We start from the raw sequence: 19865 nt of genomic DNA, 5'->3' as shown, positions 1-19865 counted from the left end.
AGTCTTATCGGGATAAAGTTACTATTAGCACTATGAACGAAATCGTGGTAGTTATTATACCCAGGTTATTTGTAAAGTATCTTCTGAAAGGACGTTGTCTTAACGGAGGCACTATAATAACATCGTTTTGCTGAACAAAATAGTAGGGAGACTCCACGTATTCTTCCTTCAAGAGATTGACATAAAAAACCTTTGTACTATCTCCACTTTGCCGAAGTACCTTTACATGACTTCTGTCTGCCAGCTCAGACAAACCTCCGGCCAGACCTATAGCTTCCATCATGGTAAGCCTCGTATTTGTAGACAACACCGTCTGCTCACTATTCACTTCGCCCAGTACGGTATATCTGAAATTGAGCATCCTTACTCTTACAACAACATCCGGCAAAAACTGAGAAGCTTTTTTTTGAATTGAATCCTTAGCTTGAAAAAGTGTCAACCCTCCTACCTTTACTCTTCCCAGTACAGGATAATCTATTTCTCCCTTTGTATCTACCAAAATACCATTCATCATCGCTCCGGAGCTACCACTACCGCCACCACTACTTCCTGCATTGACATTTAACTTTGACAAGAAATCAAAAGCGTCATTCTCTTTACTTAGTGTCTCAAAGTTGATGCTTAATATATCGAGTGGCTGAATACGATACTCTCTAATCTTCAGCGTATGCGAACGTAATATAGTATCCTTCGGAATTTCGTCCCGGTGCTTCAGATCGTCCTTTTGTAGGTAAACTATTTTTCTATTGGGAACACAGGCGCCTAATAACAGAACCAATACGCCTAAAATCAGCCAAATTCGGGTCATTTCTTTGTTTTTGCCTTCTTTAAGGGGGGTAAATATACAGTTATTAAACCCAATTTCAATTTCAATTCGTCCATTGCAGCAACAATCTGTCCGTGCATCCCTTCTCTTTATCTTTAAGCAGGAACATACATAGCTGAAGCTCTGCTGAACGTGAGTAAGAAAATGATTGCGGTAAAATTAAAGAGAGTTCAAGGACACTTCTATATCCATGAACTCTCTTTTAAGAAACTTAAAGTATTGGAAACGTTACCTTAATCAATCCACGTAGGCTGAGAAGGTAATTCTCTGGACCGGATTTCGTGGATCATTGGAATAAATAGTAACTGCTTTTTGCTGCGTGCCTTTACGATCTTGAGGCTTGAAATTTAGCTTGATCGTACTGCTCTCTCCGGGCTTGAGTGTCGGCTTGGTTGCTAATGCTGTTACGCATGTACAGTTACCTTGAAGCGAACGGATGTTAAGTTCTTTCTTCCCGGTATTAGACACAGTTATCTCACGCGTGGCTCCATTTGATGACACCGTGCCGAAGTCAAGCGAAGTCATGCCTAATCTGAGCTGAGGCGCTTTCGCGAGATCCTCAGGTTTCAACGGATCAAAGTAATCTTCGAGTGTCGCATATACCGAGAAAGACTTAACCGGATTCAGTTCATCATCCGTCTGTATCTCGATGTTGTCTGATTGAAATCCATACGCATTCTTCAGTTTACCGTTGTAGCTGATCTTCACATTGCCCTTTGCACCGGGCGCTAATGTTTTCGGAGTAACATCAACTTTTATATAGTTCGGACCAACAACTTTACCGGTGAATGTAATGGCTTTACTACCGCCATTCAAAATCTGAAAGTCACGGGAAGTAAATTCGTCTTTGCGATATACTTTGCCGAGGTTGAACGATCCTGCCTTCAGCTTCCAGTTTCCATTGGCTATATGAAAATCTGAAGCATCAACCGATCCTCCGGAATATACTTGACCTTTAATCTGAAGCACAATCGGAGTTGCCTCGAGGTCGGTTGTAACGGTGAGTGACTTTGTGAAGAACCCAGGACGTCCTTTCGGATTAAAGCTGGCCTGTATATAGCCGGTCTTTCCCGGACCTACAGATTCTTTCGACCATCCGGGTGTGGTACAACCACACGATGCCTGTACCGTTAATATCTTTACCGGGCGGTTACTTCCATTGGTAAAAACAAACTCGTGCGTTACCGGGCCACCTTCTTCTGCTACATTACCAAAATCAAAAATCTCCTCCTTGAACTGAAGAGGCTTCGATTGTTGTGACCAGGCATGAGCACTGATCATCGTAATCAGAACTAAAATAAACAACCTAATTTTCATATTGTACTGTATTTACCTACTGCCTCCTGTATGGACAAGTGTATATTTCACAATCAAACTATATTCCCCTGAAATAACGTATCGTTACTCGTGGTAGTTCAACACCTTGAATCCGCCTTGTCTCAAGTGACTTTCCTTGCGCATCAAGGTAACATCGGCATCTACCATTTCCTTCAGCAACGAATTGACATCATGCTTGGGTTCCCATCCCAGAATCTTTTTCGCCTTTGAAGGATCGCCATGAAGTAAATCAACTTCAGTTGGTCTGAAATAACGCTCATCAATAGCAATTACTTCTGCACCGGGCTTCAACACAAAATCGTCTGATACGTTTCTCACCTGCTCAACAATACCGACTTCATTAACACCATTACCTTTAAATGCAAGGGTAACACCAACGTGATCGAAAGCTCTTACGAGGAAGTCACGCACCGATGTTGTTGCTCCTGTAGCAATAACATAGTCTTCCGCTACAGGCTGTTGAAGTATCAGGTGCATTGCTTCAATATAATCACGGGCATGTCCCCAATCGCGTTTAGCTTCCAGGTTACCCATATATAGTTTCTGTTGTAAGCCCAGCATGATGCGTGCCACACCGCGCGTTATTTTTCTCGATACAAAAGTTTCTCCACGCAATGGTGACTCATGATTAAAAAGTATACCATTACAAGCGTACATGTTATAGGCCTCACGATAATTAACCGTGATCCAATATCCGTAAAGCTTAGCTACCGCATACGGTGAGCGAGGGTAAAATGGAGTACGCTCCGTTTGTGGGGTCTCCTGTACTTTGCCATAAAGTTCTGATGTTGATGCCTGGTATATACGGGTCTTCTGACCAAGGCCCAGCAAGCGTACTGCTTCCAAAATCCGCAGTGTTCCGATAGCGTCTGTGTTGGCAACGTATTCCGGCATATCAAAGCTCACGCGAACGTGACTCATCGCACCCAGGTTGTAAATCTCATCCGGTTGTATTTCCTGAATAAGACGGATCAGATTCGTTGAATCGGTGAGATCGCCAAAGTGCAATTTCATCCGCGCTCCCTTATCGTGCGGATCCTGATAGATGTGATCAATGCGATCTGTATTAAAGAGAGAAGACCTTCTCTTTAAGCCATGCACTTCATACCCCTTCTCTAGTAAATACTCTGCGAGGTAAGCTCCATCCTGACCTGTGATACCGGTAATAAACGCTTTTTTCATTTAAATAAATTGATAATGTTTTTTAGTCATGCCTCAGGGCACGACATTATTTTTGTTTTAAATGTATACTTACTTATATAGTTTGACTATACTCAAACTGTTTCGTCAAAAATTCCTGATATGTTTTCTCGATGCCTTCACGCAGCGAAGTCTTATGTCTGAAGCCAAGAGCATGCAGCTTTGAACTGTCCATCAACTTGCGTGGCGTTCCATCCGGTTTCGAAGTATCAAAGGCAATTTTACCTTTATAGCCAATCACTTCACCAATGAGACTAGCCAGTTGAAGTATAGACACCTCTTCACCTGTTCCTACATTGATAAGCTCGGGGTCTTCATAGTTTAACATCAGGTAATAACAGGCATCGGCCAGATCATCTGAGAACATGAACTCACGAAGCGGTCTACCCGATCCCCAGATCACTACTTCAGATTTATTTTCATTTTTCGCTTCATGAAAACGCCTTAAAAGTGCCGGCAGTACGTGTGAGTTTTGTGGATGATAATTGTCGCCATAGCCATACATATTGGTAGGCATTGCTGAAATGAAGTGTGCACCGTATTGTCTATAGTATGCCTGGCACAATTTGATACCGGCAATCTTTGCGATAGCATAGGCTTCGTTGGTAGGTTCGAGCGAACCTGTAAGGAGACTCTCCTCATGAATAGGCTGCTCAGCAAACTTTGGATATATACAGGATGATCCTAAAAACAACAGTTTCTTCACGCCATATTGATAGGCTGCATGAATAACATTGTTCTGAATCATGAGATTATCATACAGAAATTCAACGGGATAGATGTTATTGGCAAGGATCCCTCCTACTTTTGCAGCGGCCAGAAAGACATACTCAGGGCGTTCACGCTCAAAAAAACTATTTACCTGGTCTGGTTGACGTAGATCGAGTTCCTTACTGGTGGCAAACACGAGGTTGGAATAACCATTTCTCTCCAGACAACGCACAATAGCTGAACCAACCATTCCCCGATGACCCGCTACATAAACTTTGGATGATTTTATCATAAATCCGTTTTCCGGTTCAAATTTAAAACTAATTCAGTTCTGCTTTATTTTATTTTCTTTGCAACCATTATGGCAAGAATTTTAACAGGCATACAAAGTAGTGGTCGTCCGCACCTGGGCAATTTGTTGGGTGCTATTATTCCGGCAATAGAACTTTCAAAGAAATCGGGTAATGAATCTTTCTTTTTCATTGCTGATCTTCACTCACTTACTACTATTAAAGACGCAGAAACCCGTGTCAACAACGTCCGTGCTGTAGCTGCCGCATGGCTTGCCTTCGGCTTCGATATTGAAAAGAATTATCTCTACCGGCAATCACGCATTCCGGAAGTGTGTGAACTCACGTGGTACCTGAACTGCTTCACGCCTTTTCCGATGCTTGCCAACGCACACTCTTTTAAAGACAAGTCTGAAAGATTAGCGGATGTTAATGCAGGACTCTTCACCTATCCGGTGTTGATGACGGCTGATATAATATTGTATGATGCACAGTTTGTTCCGGTAGGGAAAGATCAACGCCAGCATGTAGAGATGGCGCGTGATATCGCTACAGCATTCAACAATCAGTATGGAGAAACTTTTGTAATTCCGGAAGCGAAAATTGAAGAACAGGTAATGACTATACCGGGCACGAACGGTCAAAAAATGAGTAAGTCGTACGGAAATATTGTCGACATATTCTTGCCCGAGAAGGAATTACTAAAACAGGTTAAATCGATCGTGAGCGACAGTACACCACTGGAAGCTCCGAAGAATCCGGATACAGACAACACCTATAAGATCTATAGTCTGCTTGCCACCGAAGATCAACAAAAACAACTTCGTGATAAATACCTCGCGGGTAATTTTGGTTACGGCCACGCCAAGCAAGCGCTATACGAATTGATCATCCAGAAGTTCAGCAAAGAACGCGAAGCCTTCAATTTCTATATGAGCAACCCTGCCGAGCTCGACAAAAAACTCGAACAAGGCGAAGCCAAGGCCCGCACCATCGCGCTCGAGGTTTTGGAAAGAGTTAGGAAGACGTTGGGATTTCGATGAAATGTGTTGATGTGTTCAGGTGTTGATGTGTTGAAGTACACTGCATTTAAACGTCAACACCTGAACACATCAACACACCAGCACTATTTTGCTGTCCAAACCACTTCTTTCTTCTTTTCTTTCCCGATGCTCAGGGTGATGCGTGGTGGATTTGCTTCGAGCGTTAATATGGTTTCTTTGCCTGCGTACTTGTCAATTTCTACAGGAACACCTTTAATATAGGCTGTTGGGAACAGTACATCGTTATCAGGACATAACTCATCGTGCACATCTTGTAATACATCTTCGAGGTATTCGCCATACTTCACAGAGAAAGCATCTTCCAGATCGTGCAGTTGCTCCTCCAGATCATCATACTTCGGGTTGTTATAATCAATTTTCTCCAGATCGGTTCTCTTTTTTACAATTTCCTGGAGCGCCTTATCAAATGCCTGAATATCCATGTTTCTTATTTTACCCCAAAGATTAAAGAAATCATTGAATTTGGAAATAGTTTGATGCACTCACCGGCAAACTCAACCGCATTTTCTTCCCTATATTATTTTGCACGTAATACAATTTTCAATAAGTCCAGCCAATAAAAATCGCTCATTTATCATTTTGCCGAATGTCCTTTGTAATGCTTCCATCCTCTTGCGAGATGCTGTAATTTCACAGGCGAAGTAAATGAATCAGACGGTTTAACTCTTAAATCTCATTTTATGAATCAGGACTTTTTGCCCATCAATGGCACCGACCATATTGAATTTTATGTTGGCAATGCCAAGCAGTCTGCTCTATATTATCAGCATTGTCTCGGGTTCGAACTCGTAGCGTATGCTGGTCCGGAAACAGGCGTGCGCGATCGCGCTTCGTATGTACTGCAGCAAAACAAGATCAGATTTGTATTGACAACTGCTTTGCAAAAAGACACTCCCATCGCTCAACATGTATGCAAGCATGGCGATGGTGTAAAGGTGTTGGCATTATGGGTGGATGATGCCCGTAAATCATTTTATGAGACAACCTCCCGCAGTGGCGTTGCTGTGCAAGAGCCAACGGTTTTGAAAGATGAGCATGGTGAAGCCGTGGTAGCATCCATCAAAACATACGGTGAGACCATCCATACGTTTGTAGAGCGTAAGAATTATAAAGGACCATTCCTTCCGGGGTACAAGGCACGCAAGAGTACACTAACGCCATCACCCATCGGATTAAAATATGTAGACCACTGTGTTGGTAATGTTGAACTCGGCAAGATGAACGAGTGGGTAAGCTTCTATGAAAAAGTAATGGGCTTCAGTCTGCTCGTTACGTTTGATGACAGCGACATCTCCACGGAATATAGCGCCCTGATGTCCAAAGTTGTATCGAATGGAAACGGGTATATTAAATTCCCGATCAACGAGCCGGCTGAAGGCAAGAAGAAATCACAGATCGAAGAGTATCTTGACTTCTACTATGGCCCCGGTGTGCAACACATCGCGATCGCGACTGATGACATTGTATATACGGTAAGCGAGTTGAGAAAACGCGGTGTTGAATTCTTATACGTGCCTGATAATTACTATGAAGATGTACTCGACCGTGTCGGCACCATCAATGAAGATATCAAGGAACTGAAAAAGCAGAACATCCTGATTGATCGCGATGAAGAAGGCTACCTGCTGCAGATTTTCACGAAACCTGTTCAAGACCGCCCTACTCTTTTCTTCGAGATCATTGAACGCAACGGAGCAAAGTCATTCGGCAAAGGAAACTTCAAAGCTCTGTTTGAGTCGATCGAACGCGAACAAGCTCTTCGCGGCAATCTGTAACACCAGTAAAGTATAAATTAAGAAAGCCGAAAGTATAGGAGTTACTCCTATTACTTTCGGCTTATAATTTTAGAGCGGTATGCCTGAATATTACTCCATCAACACGCTTCTGTATTTCTTTGGATCCTGTAACGCTTTTGCAGCACCTTTACTTACAGAGTGGAGAGCTTCGTCATCAATGTGAACCGGCAATTTGATTCTGTCTTCAAAGCGCTGACGCAAACCGCGCAGGTACGCATTTCCACCAGTGATGTGAATTCCGTTCTGGTAAATATCAGCCGCTAATTCCGGAGGACATGTTTCGAGTGTCTGGATCACGGCATGTTCAATAGCTCCAATCGACTTGTCTAATATATGAGCAACTTCCGAGTGATCGATCTTGCGCGTTACCGGTATACCTTCCATCAGGTCTTTACCGCGAACGATCATCGGCTCGGGCTTTTCAACCAACGAATCCACTACTGCTCCTACTTTTATCTTCACCTGCTCGGCAGTCTTCAGGCCAATCGCCATGTTATAGTTTCTGCGGAAGTGGTCCTGTATCTCCTGATCAAATGTATCACCGGCAATCTTCACGGATTGAAATGCAGCAACACCGGAAAGTGAAATGATCACGATCTCAGTAATGCCCCCTCCTATATCGATCACCATTTTACCATTCGGCTCCTGTATGTCGAGTCCCATACCCATGGCTGCCGCCAGTGGTTCATACATTAAATAAGTATACTTTGCATTGAACTGTCCTAACGCATCGCGAAGCGCTCTGCGCTCAACTTCGGTAGTAGAGAACGGAATACCGGAGATGATATATTCGTATCCGCTCATGAATGATTTACCATTCACCTGGCGAACCAGCTCATGAATCATACGGCTTGCCGAATCGTAATCAGCAATCACACCACCCTTCAACGGTTTCACCGGCTTCAGTTCATCGTGGTGTTTTTCAAACATGCTATAGGCTTTCTCGCCTACAGCTTTCACGGTGTTATTCTCAACATTAAATACAATGTATGATGGCTGCGATACCAACAGGTTATTCTTGTCACGCACCAATGTATTGTTATTACCCAGATCAATGGCCAGGCTACGGTTTCTGAAAAAGTTGAAGTTCATCATCACAAATAAATTTTTCCGCTCGTAATCACTATTCCCCTAAAATCTACCATGCTTTTTGAAAGCTCTCAAATATCGTAACTTCCATAAGTCTAATCAACCAGAAGTACCTTATGTATAATGAATCAAGAAAATCACGAAGAAGCTTTCTGAAGAAAGCTTTTGGTACTGCTATCATTACGGGAGCAGCACCTTCTTTACTTCAGGCTTCCAACACAAAAGTTGTAGCGTTGCAGCAACAGAAAGCTCCTGATAAGAAATATACCGCCAACGATCAGGTAAATATCGCTGTTATAGGCATGGGCATTATGGGCTTTAGTAATGCAGAGACAAGTGTACAGATACCCGGTGTAAAACTGGTTGGTGTTTGCGACCTATATACCGGCCGACTGGACCGCGCGAAGGAGGTGTATGGTAATGACATTTTTGTAACAAAAAATTATAAAGAGATACTCGATCGAAAAGATATAGATGCTGTCATCGTAGCTACGTCCGATCACTGGCATGACCGCATATCCATAGAAGCGATGAACAAAGGCAAACATGTATACTGCGAGAAGCCGATGGTACACAAACTTGAGGAAGGCGCAGAAGTTATTGCCACGCAAAAGAAAACCGGCAAAGTATTACAGGTCGGGAGCCAGCGCGTGAGTTCCATCGTAACGCAGAAAGCACAGGAGCTCTTTGAATCCAAAATCATTGGCGATCTCGTGGTCGTTGAGACCTATATGGACCGGCACAGTTCCAATGGCGCGTGGCAATACTCCATCCCTACCGATGCAAAAGCCAACACGGTGGATTGGGACAGCTTTATAGGAGATGCTCCGAAAATGCCATACGAACCCGTACGTTTCTTCCGCTGGCGAAATTACCAGGACTACGGCACCGGTATGGCAGGCGATCTGTTTGTCCACTTGTTCTCTGCGCTTCATGCTGTAACCAGCTCAAAAGGTCCGAACCGGATTTTTGCTTCCGGAGGTTTGCGCCATTGGAAAGATGGTCGCGATGTGCCCGATGTAATCATGGGTATATATGACTACCCCGAGACGAAACAACATTCGGCATTCAATTTACAGATGCGGGTAAATTTTGTAGACGGAAGTGAGAGCGGTGAGCGACTTCGCTTTATCGGCACCGATGGCGTGATTACCCTCGGCTGGGGCGGAGTAAAAGTAGAACGACACAAATTGTCCAGCGTGCCCACGTATGGCGGTTGGGACTCCTTCGAGACCTTTACCGAAACGCAACAGAAAGAGTATAAGAAATGGTATGAGGCAACCTATAAACCCGGAAAGCCAGCAATGGTGGAGTCAGACCTCGAGTTCAAAGCTCCGGAAGGATATAGCGCGAACTACGATCATCACATGAATTTTTACGCAGGCATCCGCGAAGGCAAGACTATAAAAGAAGATGCACTGTTCGGCATGCGCGCAGCTGGCCCGGCACTTGCGAGCAACAAAAGCTATTTTGAAAAGAAGATCATCAATTGGGATCCGGAGGCTGCCAGACTCACCTGATGCATTTGTCTCAAAGGTCGTTGTAAGACATTACCCGTTACAACCACTGATATGCCGTAAGCTCCTTTCAATCGATTGAATATAGCTTTCATGACTTAATTTGATTTACTTCATAAGAATCAGATCCAGGTAAGTGAAAGAAATGGCAGTCGTATCGGACAGGTGTATTTACACGATTCATTTTCGGTGTTGCCCCGGTATATTTCGCAAGCTGATGAGTATACTCTGTCTCATTCAGCTTGCGTCTATAGTATATGTGTCTGGTCAGGATTATCGGTTTAAACATATTAACCGGAATGATGGGCTGTCTCAAAGTAACGTTACCTGCATTCTGCAAGATCACAAAGGCTTTATGTGGTTCGGCACGCGCGATGGGTTGAATCGGTACGATGGCTATACAATTACCGTCTATCGGAACGACCCTGTCAACCCGCGAAGTCTCAGTCATAATTATATCCGGACGATCTTCGAAGACAACCAGCACAGGCTCTGGGTGGGCACGGAAGACGGTGGCCTGAGTTTGTACGACCGTGCGACTGATGACTTTACCAACTACCTGCACAACCCGCGGGATATACGCAGCATCAGTTCGAACAAGGTACGTGCCATCACACAGGATTCGAAAGGCAGACTCTGGATTGGCACGGGTGGCGGTGGACTCAATCGCTTCGATGCAAAAGAGAAAGTCTTTACATGCTATCGCCAAACTCCTGCAGATGCCTCTTCGCTAAGCGGAAACGACATTGAGGATATACTCGAAGACCGCGATGGTTCACTATGGATTGCTACCTGGAATGCAGGCCTCAATAAATTCAGGATCGATGAAGAAAAGTTTATCCATTACCGGAAAGAAGAAAACAATATATACTCGCTAAGTTCGAATTATTTAAAGAAACTATATATCGATGCTGGGGGAACACTTTGGATCGGCACGACCGAAGGCGGACTGAATCGCTACGATAAAACGCAAAACCGGTTTATCCGCTATATCTATACACCGGGTACAAAACATGGCATCAGCAATAACGATGTACTTTCGATTACGGAAGATGATGCAGGCAACCTGTGGATCGGCACGCAAAACGGAAGCATTAATATTCTGAACAAGAGCCGCAATAAATTTCACTATATAAATCACGACAAGAACAATCCGGACGGCCTCAACAACGGATCGGTATACTCACTATACAAGGACCAGCAAGGCAATATCTGGGTCGGTACGTTTAGCGGTGGTATAAATTTCTGCGATCGTACTGCGAACAAATTCAGACACTTCACCAACAACAATACATCCACCGGTCTTAATAACGAAAATGTCCTTTCTATTTACGAAGATGATAGCGAAATTATATACATCGGTACAGACGGAGGCGGGCTGAATATATACCAACGGCATAGCAAAGAGTTCAAACACCTCGTGCATGCAACTCAAAACACAAACAGCATTCCCAGTAATTATCCGCTGTGCATGTATGAAGACCGTGAAGGCTATACCTGGCTTGGGAGTTTTTACGGAAAGGTTTCCCTGTTCAACAAGCAGACCTATAGCTTTCAAAAAATTAATTTCAATGTTGATATAAAGCACGTAGCAGCTATTACCGAAGACACGATTACCGGTAAAATATGGATGGGAACCTGGGGAGAAGGATTAATTATATACGACAAGCAGAATCAAAAGGTACAGCACTATATACCCGATGCCACGAAGGAAGAAAGTCTCAGTCACGCCATTGTATTTTCTATATACCAGGACCAACAGGGAAATATGTGGGTTGGCACAGAAGGCGGAGGTCTTAACCTATACGATCGAAAGAAAGATCAGTTCATTCACTTCCAATACAATCGCGATAATCCGCAAAGCATCAGCAACAATATTGTCAATGTAATTTACGAAGACCGCAGCGGCAATCTCTGGATCGGCACACAGGGAGGATTGAATTTACTCGACCGGAATAAAAGTACATTTACCACCTATACTATTAAAGACGGTCTGCCCAACAACGTTATACAAGCCATTGAAGAAGACCGCCACGGCAATTTATGGCTCAGCACGAACAAAGGTATATCGCGGCTTGACACAAAAGCTGTGACCTTCCGCAATTATGAGATAGCCGATGGACTTCAAAGCAACTCCTTCAACCGGTTATCATCCTTTCGAAACAAACAGGGAACAATATACTTTGGCGGTATTAACGGTCTGGACTACTTTCATCCGGATAGTATCGCCGATAACAATTTTATTCCACCGGTATATTTTACGGAACTGCAGGTGTTCAACAAGCCTGTAAATTTCCGGGAGGACCACGCTCCTATCGCGTGTCCTATTGATGAAGCTCAGGTGATAACGCTATCGTATAAAGAATCAGTGTTCTCGCTGGCGTTTGCGGCTCTAAACTATACATCTCCGGAAAAGAATCAGTATGCCTATAGACTGGAAGGTTTTGATGAACGCTGGAATTTCGTAGGGTCACAACGAAAAGCAACCTATACCAACCTCGATCCCGGAGAATATATCTTGCGCGTAAAGGCAACCAACAACGATGGTATCTGGAATGAACAAGGAAATTCAATTCGCATTATCATCACCCCTCCTTTCTGGAAAACATGGTGGGCAAAGATTATCTATGCTATACTTCTCCTGGCTTCGCTGTTCGTACTGCGCTATATACTTGTACAGCGCATGAAGGTGCGCAACCGCCTCGAAATGGATGACATCAAACTTCGGTTCTACGCCAACATCTCACACGAGTTCCGAACACCACTCACGCTTATACTCGGTCCGCTCAACCAGCTAACGACTTCAACGGATATACACGGTAAAGACAAGCAAATGCTTGACCTCATTCATCGTAATGGACAGCATCTGCTTCGCCTCATCAACCAACTGATGCACATCTACGAACTGGACGCTGGGTTCATGAAGCTGAATGTTATGCAGGGCGATATCATCAGTTTTGTTAAAGGCATTAAGGAAGCCTTTCAATTTACGGCCGAGAAACGAAATATAGTTTATAACTTTTCAACTTCGGTACCGACGGCTGAAAAGTACTTCGATCCTGACAAGCTGGAGAAAATCATATTGAACATCCTGTCCAATGCGTTTAAATATACTCCCGACCAGGGGAAGATCAGTGTCAGCATCATGCTCTTTGAAGAAGGTATACCACCGGTTCCGGAAGTTATTCTGAAGAAGAAGCGTCATGCAAAATCGTTTCTCTGCATCCGCATTACAGACAGTGGTGAAGGTATATCGCAGGCGTATCATGAGAAAGTGTTTGATCCGTTCTTCCGCGTTGAACGTGAGCATCGCACCAAAGAAGGCACCGGCATTGGGCTCGCACTTGCACGGCAACTGGCTGTACTGCATCACGGAGATATACTATTGAAAAGTGACATGGGCGAGGGCTGCGAATTTTCTGTATGGCTCCCCGTAGGACAAGAAGCCTTTGCCTCAGATGAATTCGCGAATAAACCGTATGATATCACGGACAGGCTACTGGATACACAGACAACGTATGGTATACCGGATACTAAACCTGCAGATCCGACCGACCAATCCGAATTACGCAGGCGTCCGTTGCTGCTAGTGGTAGAAGATAACAGCGACATCCGCCAGTTTATCAAACTGAATTTTGACACTACGTTTCTCATCGAAGAAGCTGAGAATGGCGAGATTGGTTTTCAAAAAGCCTGCGATAGTATACCCGATATTATCATCAGCGATGTAATGATGCCAGTACTCGATGGTGTAGAGATGTGCTCACGGATAAAGAAAGATATACGCACCAGTCATATACCTGTGGTGTTTCTTACAGCACGAAGCGATGAAGACTTTCAACTTCATGCCTTCAAAGCTGCACATGCAGATGACTATATTGTAAAGCCGTTCAGCACCAATGTACTGCTCGCCAAACTCAGCAACATCATCGAGCTGCGCGAGAGCTTCCGGAAAAAATACTATCGCGACTTCATCGCTAATCCTACTGCACCGGCAACAACATCTCCGGATGCCATCTTTATCAAGAAAGCAGTTGAGGCTGTTGAGCAAAATATAGAAGACCCGGATTTTAATGTTGAAACATTCTGTCGCGACCTTGGCATGAGTCAGACAAATCTATACCGCAAACTTCAAAGTATACTGGGCGTTTCCGGCAATCAGTTTATCAAAGACATTCGCATGAAGCGCGCTGTCCAATTACTCGAGTCGGGTCAACACCCGGTACATGAAATTGCGTGCAGGGTTGGTTTTGCTGACGCTAACTATTTCAGCAAGTCGTTCAAAAAACAATTTGGTGTTTTACCATCCGCTTATCGTCCACCGCAAGCGCGTATACCCGGGTCGTTGTAACCATTGCGGCCGCTGGTTTCATTTTGGAAGGTTTTTCCTTGTTATATACTGATTTTTACTCTCCTGTTTTTTACGGTCCCTCCTACTTTTAGTCAAGCGCTGCAGGCTTGAACACATTGCCTTTCGACTTGTCTCAAAGGCACGCGTCACAAATTCAATACAACCAAAATCTATTTTTATGAAAACCAGACGATTACACGCACTTCAAAAATTCCATCCCGAATACTACCTCCTTGTCGTCCTTCTTATTGTACTGTCTTCTTTAGCGCATGCACAAAAGCCATGGCTACACGTGGACGGAAATCAGATCAAAGATCCCGCGGGTAATCCCGTTACGCTTCGGGGTGTATCGATTCTTCCAAGCGAACATCAGAACGAATGTACTACCTGTAACAACAAACCCATGACCGAAATGCTCGACTGGCAAGCTGATGGAAGTCGCGGCTGGTACTCGCGGGTGTTGCGCTTACCCGTTACAACAGCGAAAGTAAAAGATCCGGCTACGAGTTTCGCTACGCACATCGATCCGTATGTACAACAGGCTATAGCACGTAATCAATACGTGATTGTAGACTTGCACCTGGTGAGTAATTATGACGTGAACGGATCAGGCGGTGTGAAGCAGCAATTTGTATTGGACTTCTGGAACTACGTGGCACCACGGTATGCCAATACGCCCAACGTGATCTTCGAAGTTTTTAACGAACCGATCAATCCGGATAATTGGACATCGTGGAAGAACTATATCCAGCCCGTCATCAATGCTATACGTGCTGTGGCTCCGAATAATCTGATTCTTGTCGGTAGTCCGCAGTGGAGCACACGGGTGAACAGTGCCGTAACCGATCCGCTCGTTGGCAGCAACCTGGTATATGTATACCATATATACCCGAACCAGGGCGCTGCAACCGCTACCAACCTAAATGCTAAATTTGGTAACGCGGCCAATACCATACCGGTAATGCTGACCGAGTTTGGCTGGAATCAAGATCCGAATTATTCGGATGGCGTTACGTATGGAACGACCGGTGGCTGGGGCACTCCGTTTCGAAACTATATAGATGCACGTCCGTGGATAAGCTGGCAAAGCTGGATCTTCGATAACTTCTGGAAGCCACAGTTCTTTGACTGGAACTGGAACTTGATGTCGGGTGAGAACCAGGGGCGCTTCATTCAGAACTGGTTGTTCGATAAACAAAATCATAATCAACCGGGAGGCTCGGGTGGCGTTGGTACACAAACACCGTTTACAACGCAAAATATACCCGGCAAAATACAAGCAGAGAATTTTGACAACGGCAACCAGGATGTGGCCTATCACGACACTGACTACGGCAACAACGGCAATACCTATCGCACCAGCGATGTTGATATTGGAACTACGAGTGATGTAGGTGGTGGTTATACGGTTGGGTATACCGTTGGGGGCGAATGGCTCGAGTATACTATCGCCAATGTTGTGGACGGTTCCTATACTATAGCATTGCGATCTGCCAGCGCCAGCTCGGGCACCGGCAGAAGTGTGACAGTAAAGCTGGATGGTGTTACGCTCGGTACCGTTATACCGAACAACACCGGTGGCTGGGAAACCTGGGAGTCACTAACGATAAATAACGTTGCTGTTACCGGTGGCAGCAATAAGGTATTGCGACTTGAGATTGCCGGTGGCGGATTCAACCTGAACTATATTGAGTTCACATCATCCACAGGTTCTGTTGCTCCTCGTGAAGCAGAAAGCACCAGTCGGTGGTCGAGCGGTGCAACCAACACAGTAGTAAGCGATGCTGCCGCCAGTAACAGTAACGTTGTTCGCTTAAATGCAGATGGTACAGGTGATTTTATAGAGTATACATTTCCTCATAGTGGCGTTGTGAATTACGATATATACCTCGGCTTCCGTGCAGGACCTGACCAGGGAACTTGCCAGGTATATAAAGATGGCGCGGCTTACGGATCGGTATTCGATCTTTACAGCGCTACTACCCAGTTTAAAGAAGTACTTGTAGCCAATGTGAATTTCTACACGGGCGATCAAAAAGTGCGCTTCACCGTAGCCGGTAAAAATGCAAGCAGCACCGGATATCAATTTACGCATGACTATATCAAACTGGTAAACCACGCAACGGGAACCTCTGCTATTATCAGTTCTGCCCGTGCTGTCGATAATGCTATACAGGTATACCCTAATCCTGCGAAGACATCCATCACGGTGAGCGGTGTTTCACCGAATGCGCGGGTTACTATTCACGATATGAGTGGACAAGTATGGCTCACGCAGGATGCCCGCGAGAAAGCCACTGCGATCGACATTCAAAAACTAAAAACAGGACTATATATACTTCGCGTAGAGTCCAACGAAGAAATATATAGCACTACTTTCAAGAAAGAGTAACGGACTCTTGAGACCGCGCAGGAAGTAATTTACATTCAGTAAATGCTTGTAATGCGCTGATAATTGGTTAACTTCCGTCAGGAGCCCATCGATCTGCAAACCCTGCAGAACGGTGGGCTTTTTTTGCGTTCTTAAATTACGTTGCACCATTTAAACAAAAGACCCATGACCTACAACATCCTGACCATTGACGGAGGCGGTCTCCGTGGCATTGTACCCGTGCGCATTCTCCAGGAAGTACAGAAAATGACTGGACGAAATATACTCGATACGTTCGATATGCTGGCCGGCACTTCTACCGGTGGACTGATTGTGTCCTGTCTCACCTTGAAAAATGGGAGCGGTCCTAAATATACTTTGGATGATATCGCGAATATCTATATCAAGCAGGGTAAAGTAATTTTTCCGATCCGCTCCGGCATCAGTAAATTCTTTCATCGGGCAACTAACCTTTTCTCTCCTGCCTATAATGCTGATGGTATCGAGAAAGTATTGAAAGAATATGTGAAAGAAGAAACGATAAAAGAATCGCTGCGGCCGATCATGGTATCAACGTACGATCTCAACGGCAACAAGCCTGTCTTCTTCAAATCGAGTGAAGCGGTCGGAGATCCTACTGCCAACGCCAGGATACATGACATCTGTCGTGCTACATCCGCTGCACCAACATATCTGCCTGCGTATACCTTCACCTATAAGAATGCACGCCTCACCGGTATAGATGGCGGAGTATATGTGAACAACCCAACCATGGCATCCATTGCTGAGATAAGCCGGTATGGTAACCAGGGCTTCTACAAGAAGCGCGATGGAACAGATATAGCCTTTAACGATATACGTGTACTCTCGCTTGGCACCGGAAGTTACTGTGGCACCATTACCGAGAAGGAAGCCGTACGCTGGGGTGAGCTTCAGTGGATACAGGAGATCACGGATATTATGATGCGCGGTGTTAACCAGACCACAGACTATGAAAGCCGTGAGATGCTCGGCACCGGAAACTATATGCGACTGAACATCAATATAGCAAATGAAGAATATTCTGACATGACCGATGCACGCGAATCCACAAGACAGTATTTGGAAGAACAAGTTCAGAAGCAGATCTTCGATACCGATCAGAAGCAGACGTTACAAAAATTCCTGGATAGCATCGTGCATAAGGAACCACACCGTGCACCAGAACTTGTGGTGAATTGAAAAATTTAAGATTGGGAGATTAAAAGATTGCAAGATTAGAAGATTGAAATATTGAAAGATTGGGCTCCAACCAGCAGCTCGCAGCTGGTAGCTAGCAGCTATTTTTTGCTACCTTGCTGCCATGTATGCTAACTATATGAAAAAACTTTTGATCTACATTGTCGCTGTACAGATGCTTGTTGCCTGTTCAGCGCCTCCGAAAGAAGAAACCCAATCTACTGAGAAGCAAGCTTCGCTTGATAGTCTGTTGCAACAGTATCATGAAGAGCGGCTGAAGCTTTTCCCGATGGATGCTACGATGATGGGTGACAACCGGTATAATGACCAGTTGCCCAACAACATCACACAGGAGTATCGCACGCGGTTAAAAGATTTTTATACGCAATACCGCGATGCACTTCAGGCTACCGATCGCAGTAAACTTTCAGAAGAAGACCAGATGAGCTACGACATTCTGAAATGGGAATGCGATATAGCACTGGAAGGTTTACAATTTAAAGACTACCTCACTCCGGTAAATCAGTTCTGGTCCGCACATTTGCTCATCGGACAACTTGCCAGTGGCAGCAGCTTGCAACCTTTTAAAAGTGTAAAAGATTATGAAGACTGGCTGAAGCGTCTGGACGCTTATGTAGCCTGGACGGATACGGCTATCGTAAACATGAAAAAAGGTGTAGCACAAGGCTATGTTATTCCGAAAGTATTGGCACAAAAAGTTGTTCCTCAACTCGCAGACCTGGATCATGGTCCGGTAAAAGATCACCTCTTCTACAACCCGATCAAGTTATTTCCGAACGAGTTCTCGGCAGAAGATAAAGCGCGACTGACGAAAGCATACGAAGATGCTATCCAGAATAAAGTTATACCCGCTCACAAGAGACTGAATGATTTCATCAAGAAGGAATATATACCAGCTTGTCGCGAGACGTCCGGCATATCTGCATTGCCGGTGGGTAAGGAATACTATAATTACCTGATCAAGCTCTATACGACCACCGATAAATCGGCTGACGAAATTTTTGCTTTAGGTAAAAGTGAAGTAGACCGCATTACCAAAGAGATGGAAGCGGTAAAAGAGCAGGTCGGTTTCAAAGGCGACCTGAAAGCATTCTTCGTTCACTTGCGTGACAAGAAAGAGCTGATGCCGTTCACTAAGCCGGAAGAAGTGATTGCACACTTCAATGCTATACACGACCGCATGAAGCCGAACCTTGCCAAGCTGTTTGATAAAACTCCGAAGACACCATTCGAAGTGAAACGTACCGAAGCTTTCCGCGAAGCATCTGCCAGTGCCGAGTATAATCCGGGGTCGCAGGATGGTACACGTCCGGGAGTATTCTATGTTCCCATACCGGATGCAAAGAAGTATAACACGCTTTCGGATGAAGACCTGTTTTTGCATGAAGCTATACCGGGCCACCATTACCAGATATCGCTGCAACAGGAAAATATAGCATTGCCTGCTTTCCGCAGAATACTGGGCTATAGCTCGTATGCTGAAGGATGGGCCCTGTATACCGAATCACTTGGTAAAGAATTAGGACTCTATACCGATCCGTATCAATACTTTGGTATGCTCAGTGCCGAGATGCACCGCGCGATCCGCCTGGTAGTAGATGCCGGTATGCACACACAAGGCTGGACACGCGAACAGGCAATTCAATATTCCCTTGACCACGAAGCTGAAACAGAAGAAGGTATCATCTCAGAGATAGAACGCTATATGGCTATACCGGGGCAGGCACTGTCTTACAAAATAGGACAATTGAAAATCCGCGAGCTGCGCACCAAAGCAGAAAAAGAATTGGGCGACAAATTCAGTGTGTCTCAATTCCACAACCAGGTACTGGATTCCGGATGTATACCGTTAAAAGTTCTGGAAGAAAAAGTAAACCGCTGGATCGAGTCGGTAAAGAAAGCGTAGAAGGCTGCTGGCCACTGGACAAATACAATGGCTGCTGGTTGCAAGCTACTGGCTTCAGGACATGTCAGTCCCTGAAATAGGTTGACCACAAAAGGTTAACTTATGACAAAGCGAATTACATTAGCGAACAGACGTCTTTTTAGCGAAGAATTTAAACAGACAGTCGT

The 19865-nt window shown here is 44.8% G+C and carries 13 protein-coding genes; 7 read left to right on the top strand and 6 right to left on the bottom strand.

The features are described from left to right. Nucleotides 1-4: 4 nt before the first annotated feature. The 4 genes from ACFQ21_RS26935 to fcl form a co-directional block, all read right to left on the bottom strand. Nucleotides 5-808, bottom strand: a complete 804-nt coding sequence (locus tag ACFQ21_RS26935) for a polysaccharide biosynthesis/export family protein (protein ID WP_377584991.1) — start codon at nucleotides 806-808, stop codon at nucleotides 5-7. A 255-nt stretch (nucleotides 809-1063) separates the two neighbouring features. Then, entirely contained in the window at nucleotides 1064-2143 is a 1080-nt protein-coding gene (locus tag ACFQ21_RS26930; protein ID WP_377584988.1) for a DUF1573 domain-containing protein, read from the bottom strand. A gap of 84 nt (nucleotides 2144-2227) precedes the next feature. Beyond that, on the bottom strand, nucleotides 2228-3346 hold the full coding sequence (gene gmd / locus ACFQ21_RS26925) for a GDP-mannose 4,6-dehydratase (protein WP_377584985.1): 1119 nt from the start codon (nucleotides 3344-3346) through the stop codon (nucleotides 2228-2230). Between the two features lie 73 nt (nucleotides 3347-3419). Beyond that, complete coding sequence (fcl, locus tag ACFQ21_RS26920; RefSeq protein WP_377584983.1) at nucleotides 3420-4367, bottom strand: GDP-L-fucose synthase; 948 nt, start codon at nucleotides 4365-4367, stop codon at nucleotides 3420-3422. A 69-nt stretch (nucleotides 4368-4436) separates the two neighbouring features. On the opposite strand from fcl, the gene trpS reads away from it, so the two are divergent. Beyond that, nucleotides 4437-5408 (top strand): tryptophan--tRNA ligase, encoded by a 972-nt coding sequence (trpS, locus tag ACFQ21_RS26915; protein ID WP_377584981.1) that lies wholly within the window; start codon nucleotides 4437-4439, stop codon nucleotides 5406-5408. Nucleotides 5409-5491: 83 nt separating this feature from the next. Here trpS and ACFQ21_RS26910 read toward each other — a convergent pair whose 3' ends face one another. Then, nucleotides 5492-5851 (bottom strand): hypothetical protein, encoded by a 360-nt coding sequence (locus ACFQ21_RS26910; RefSeq protein ID WP_377584978.1) that lies wholly within the window; start codon nucleotides 5849-5851, stop codon nucleotides 5492-5494. 258 nt (nucleotides 5852-6109) lie between these two features. Between ACFQ21_RS26910 and hppD the strand changes: the two genes are divergently transcribed. Continuing rightward, entirely contained in the window at nucleotides 6110-7204 is a 1095-nt protein-coding gene (gene hppD / locus ACFQ21_RS26905; RefSeq protein WP_377584975.1) for a 4-hydroxyphenylpyruvate dioxygenase, read from the top strand. A gap of 90 nt (nucleotides 7205-7294) precedes the next feature. On the opposite strand, the gene mreB is transcribed toward hppD, so the two are convergent. After that, nucleotides 7295-8320, bottom strand: coding sequence for a rod shape-determining protein (gene mreB / locus ACFQ21_RS26900; protein WP_377584973.1), 1026 nt, complete (start codon nucleotides 8318-8320; stop codon nucleotides 7295-7297). Nucleotides 8321-8430: 110 nt separating this feature from the next. On the opposite strand from mreB, the gene ACFQ21_RS26895 reads away from it, so the two are divergent. From ACFQ21_RS26895 to ACFQ21_RS26875, 5 genes are all read left to right on the top strand, one after another. Then, on the top strand, nucleotides 8431-9834 hold the full coding sequence (locus tag ACFQ21_RS26895; RefSeq protein ID WP_377584970.1) for a Gfo/Idh/MocA family protein: 1404 nt from the start codon (nucleotides 8431-8433) through the stop codon (nucleotides 9832-9834). 214 nt (nucleotides 9835-10048) lie between these two features. Beyond that, a complete protein-coding gene (locus ACFQ21_RS26890) occupies nucleotides 10049-14182 on the top strand; it encodes a two-component regulator propeller domain-containing protein (RefSeq protein WP_377584968.1) in 4134 nt (1377 codons plus the stop codon). 178 nt (nucleotides 14183-14360) lie between these two features. Beyond that, nucleotides 14361-16574: a cellulase family glycosylhydrolase gene (locus ACFQ21_RS26885; protein ID WP_377584966.1), complete on the top strand. Its 2214-nt coding sequence runs from the start codon at nucleotides 14361-14363 to the stop codon at nucleotides 16572-16574. A 165-nt stretch (nucleotides 16575-16739) separates the two neighbouring features. After that, on the top strand, nucleotides 16740-17774 hold the full coding sequence (locus ACFQ21_RS26880; RefSeq protein ID WP_377584964.1) for a patatin-like phospholipase family protein: 1035 nt from the start codon (nucleotides 16740-16742) through the stop codon (nucleotides 17772-17774). A 136-nt stretch (nucleotides 17775-17910) separates the two neighbouring features. Beyond that, on the top strand, nucleotides 17911-19698 hold the full coding sequence (locus ACFQ21_RS26875) for a DUF885 domain-containing protein (RefSeq protein ID WP_377584961.1): 1788 nt from the start codon (nucleotides 17911-17913) through the stop codon (nucleotides 19696-19698). The last annotated feature ends 167 nt before the right edge of the window (nucleotides 19699-19865 follow it).

Source organism: Ohtaekwangia kribbensis (assembly GCF_042676245.1).
Taxonomy (GTDB): Bacteria; Bacteroidota; Bacteroidia; order Cytophagales; family Cyclobacteriaceae; genus Ohtaekwangia; species Ohtaekwangia kribbensis.
Note: the sequence above shows the minus strand (reverse complement) of the source record. Positions and strands in the feature narration are given on the sequence as shown.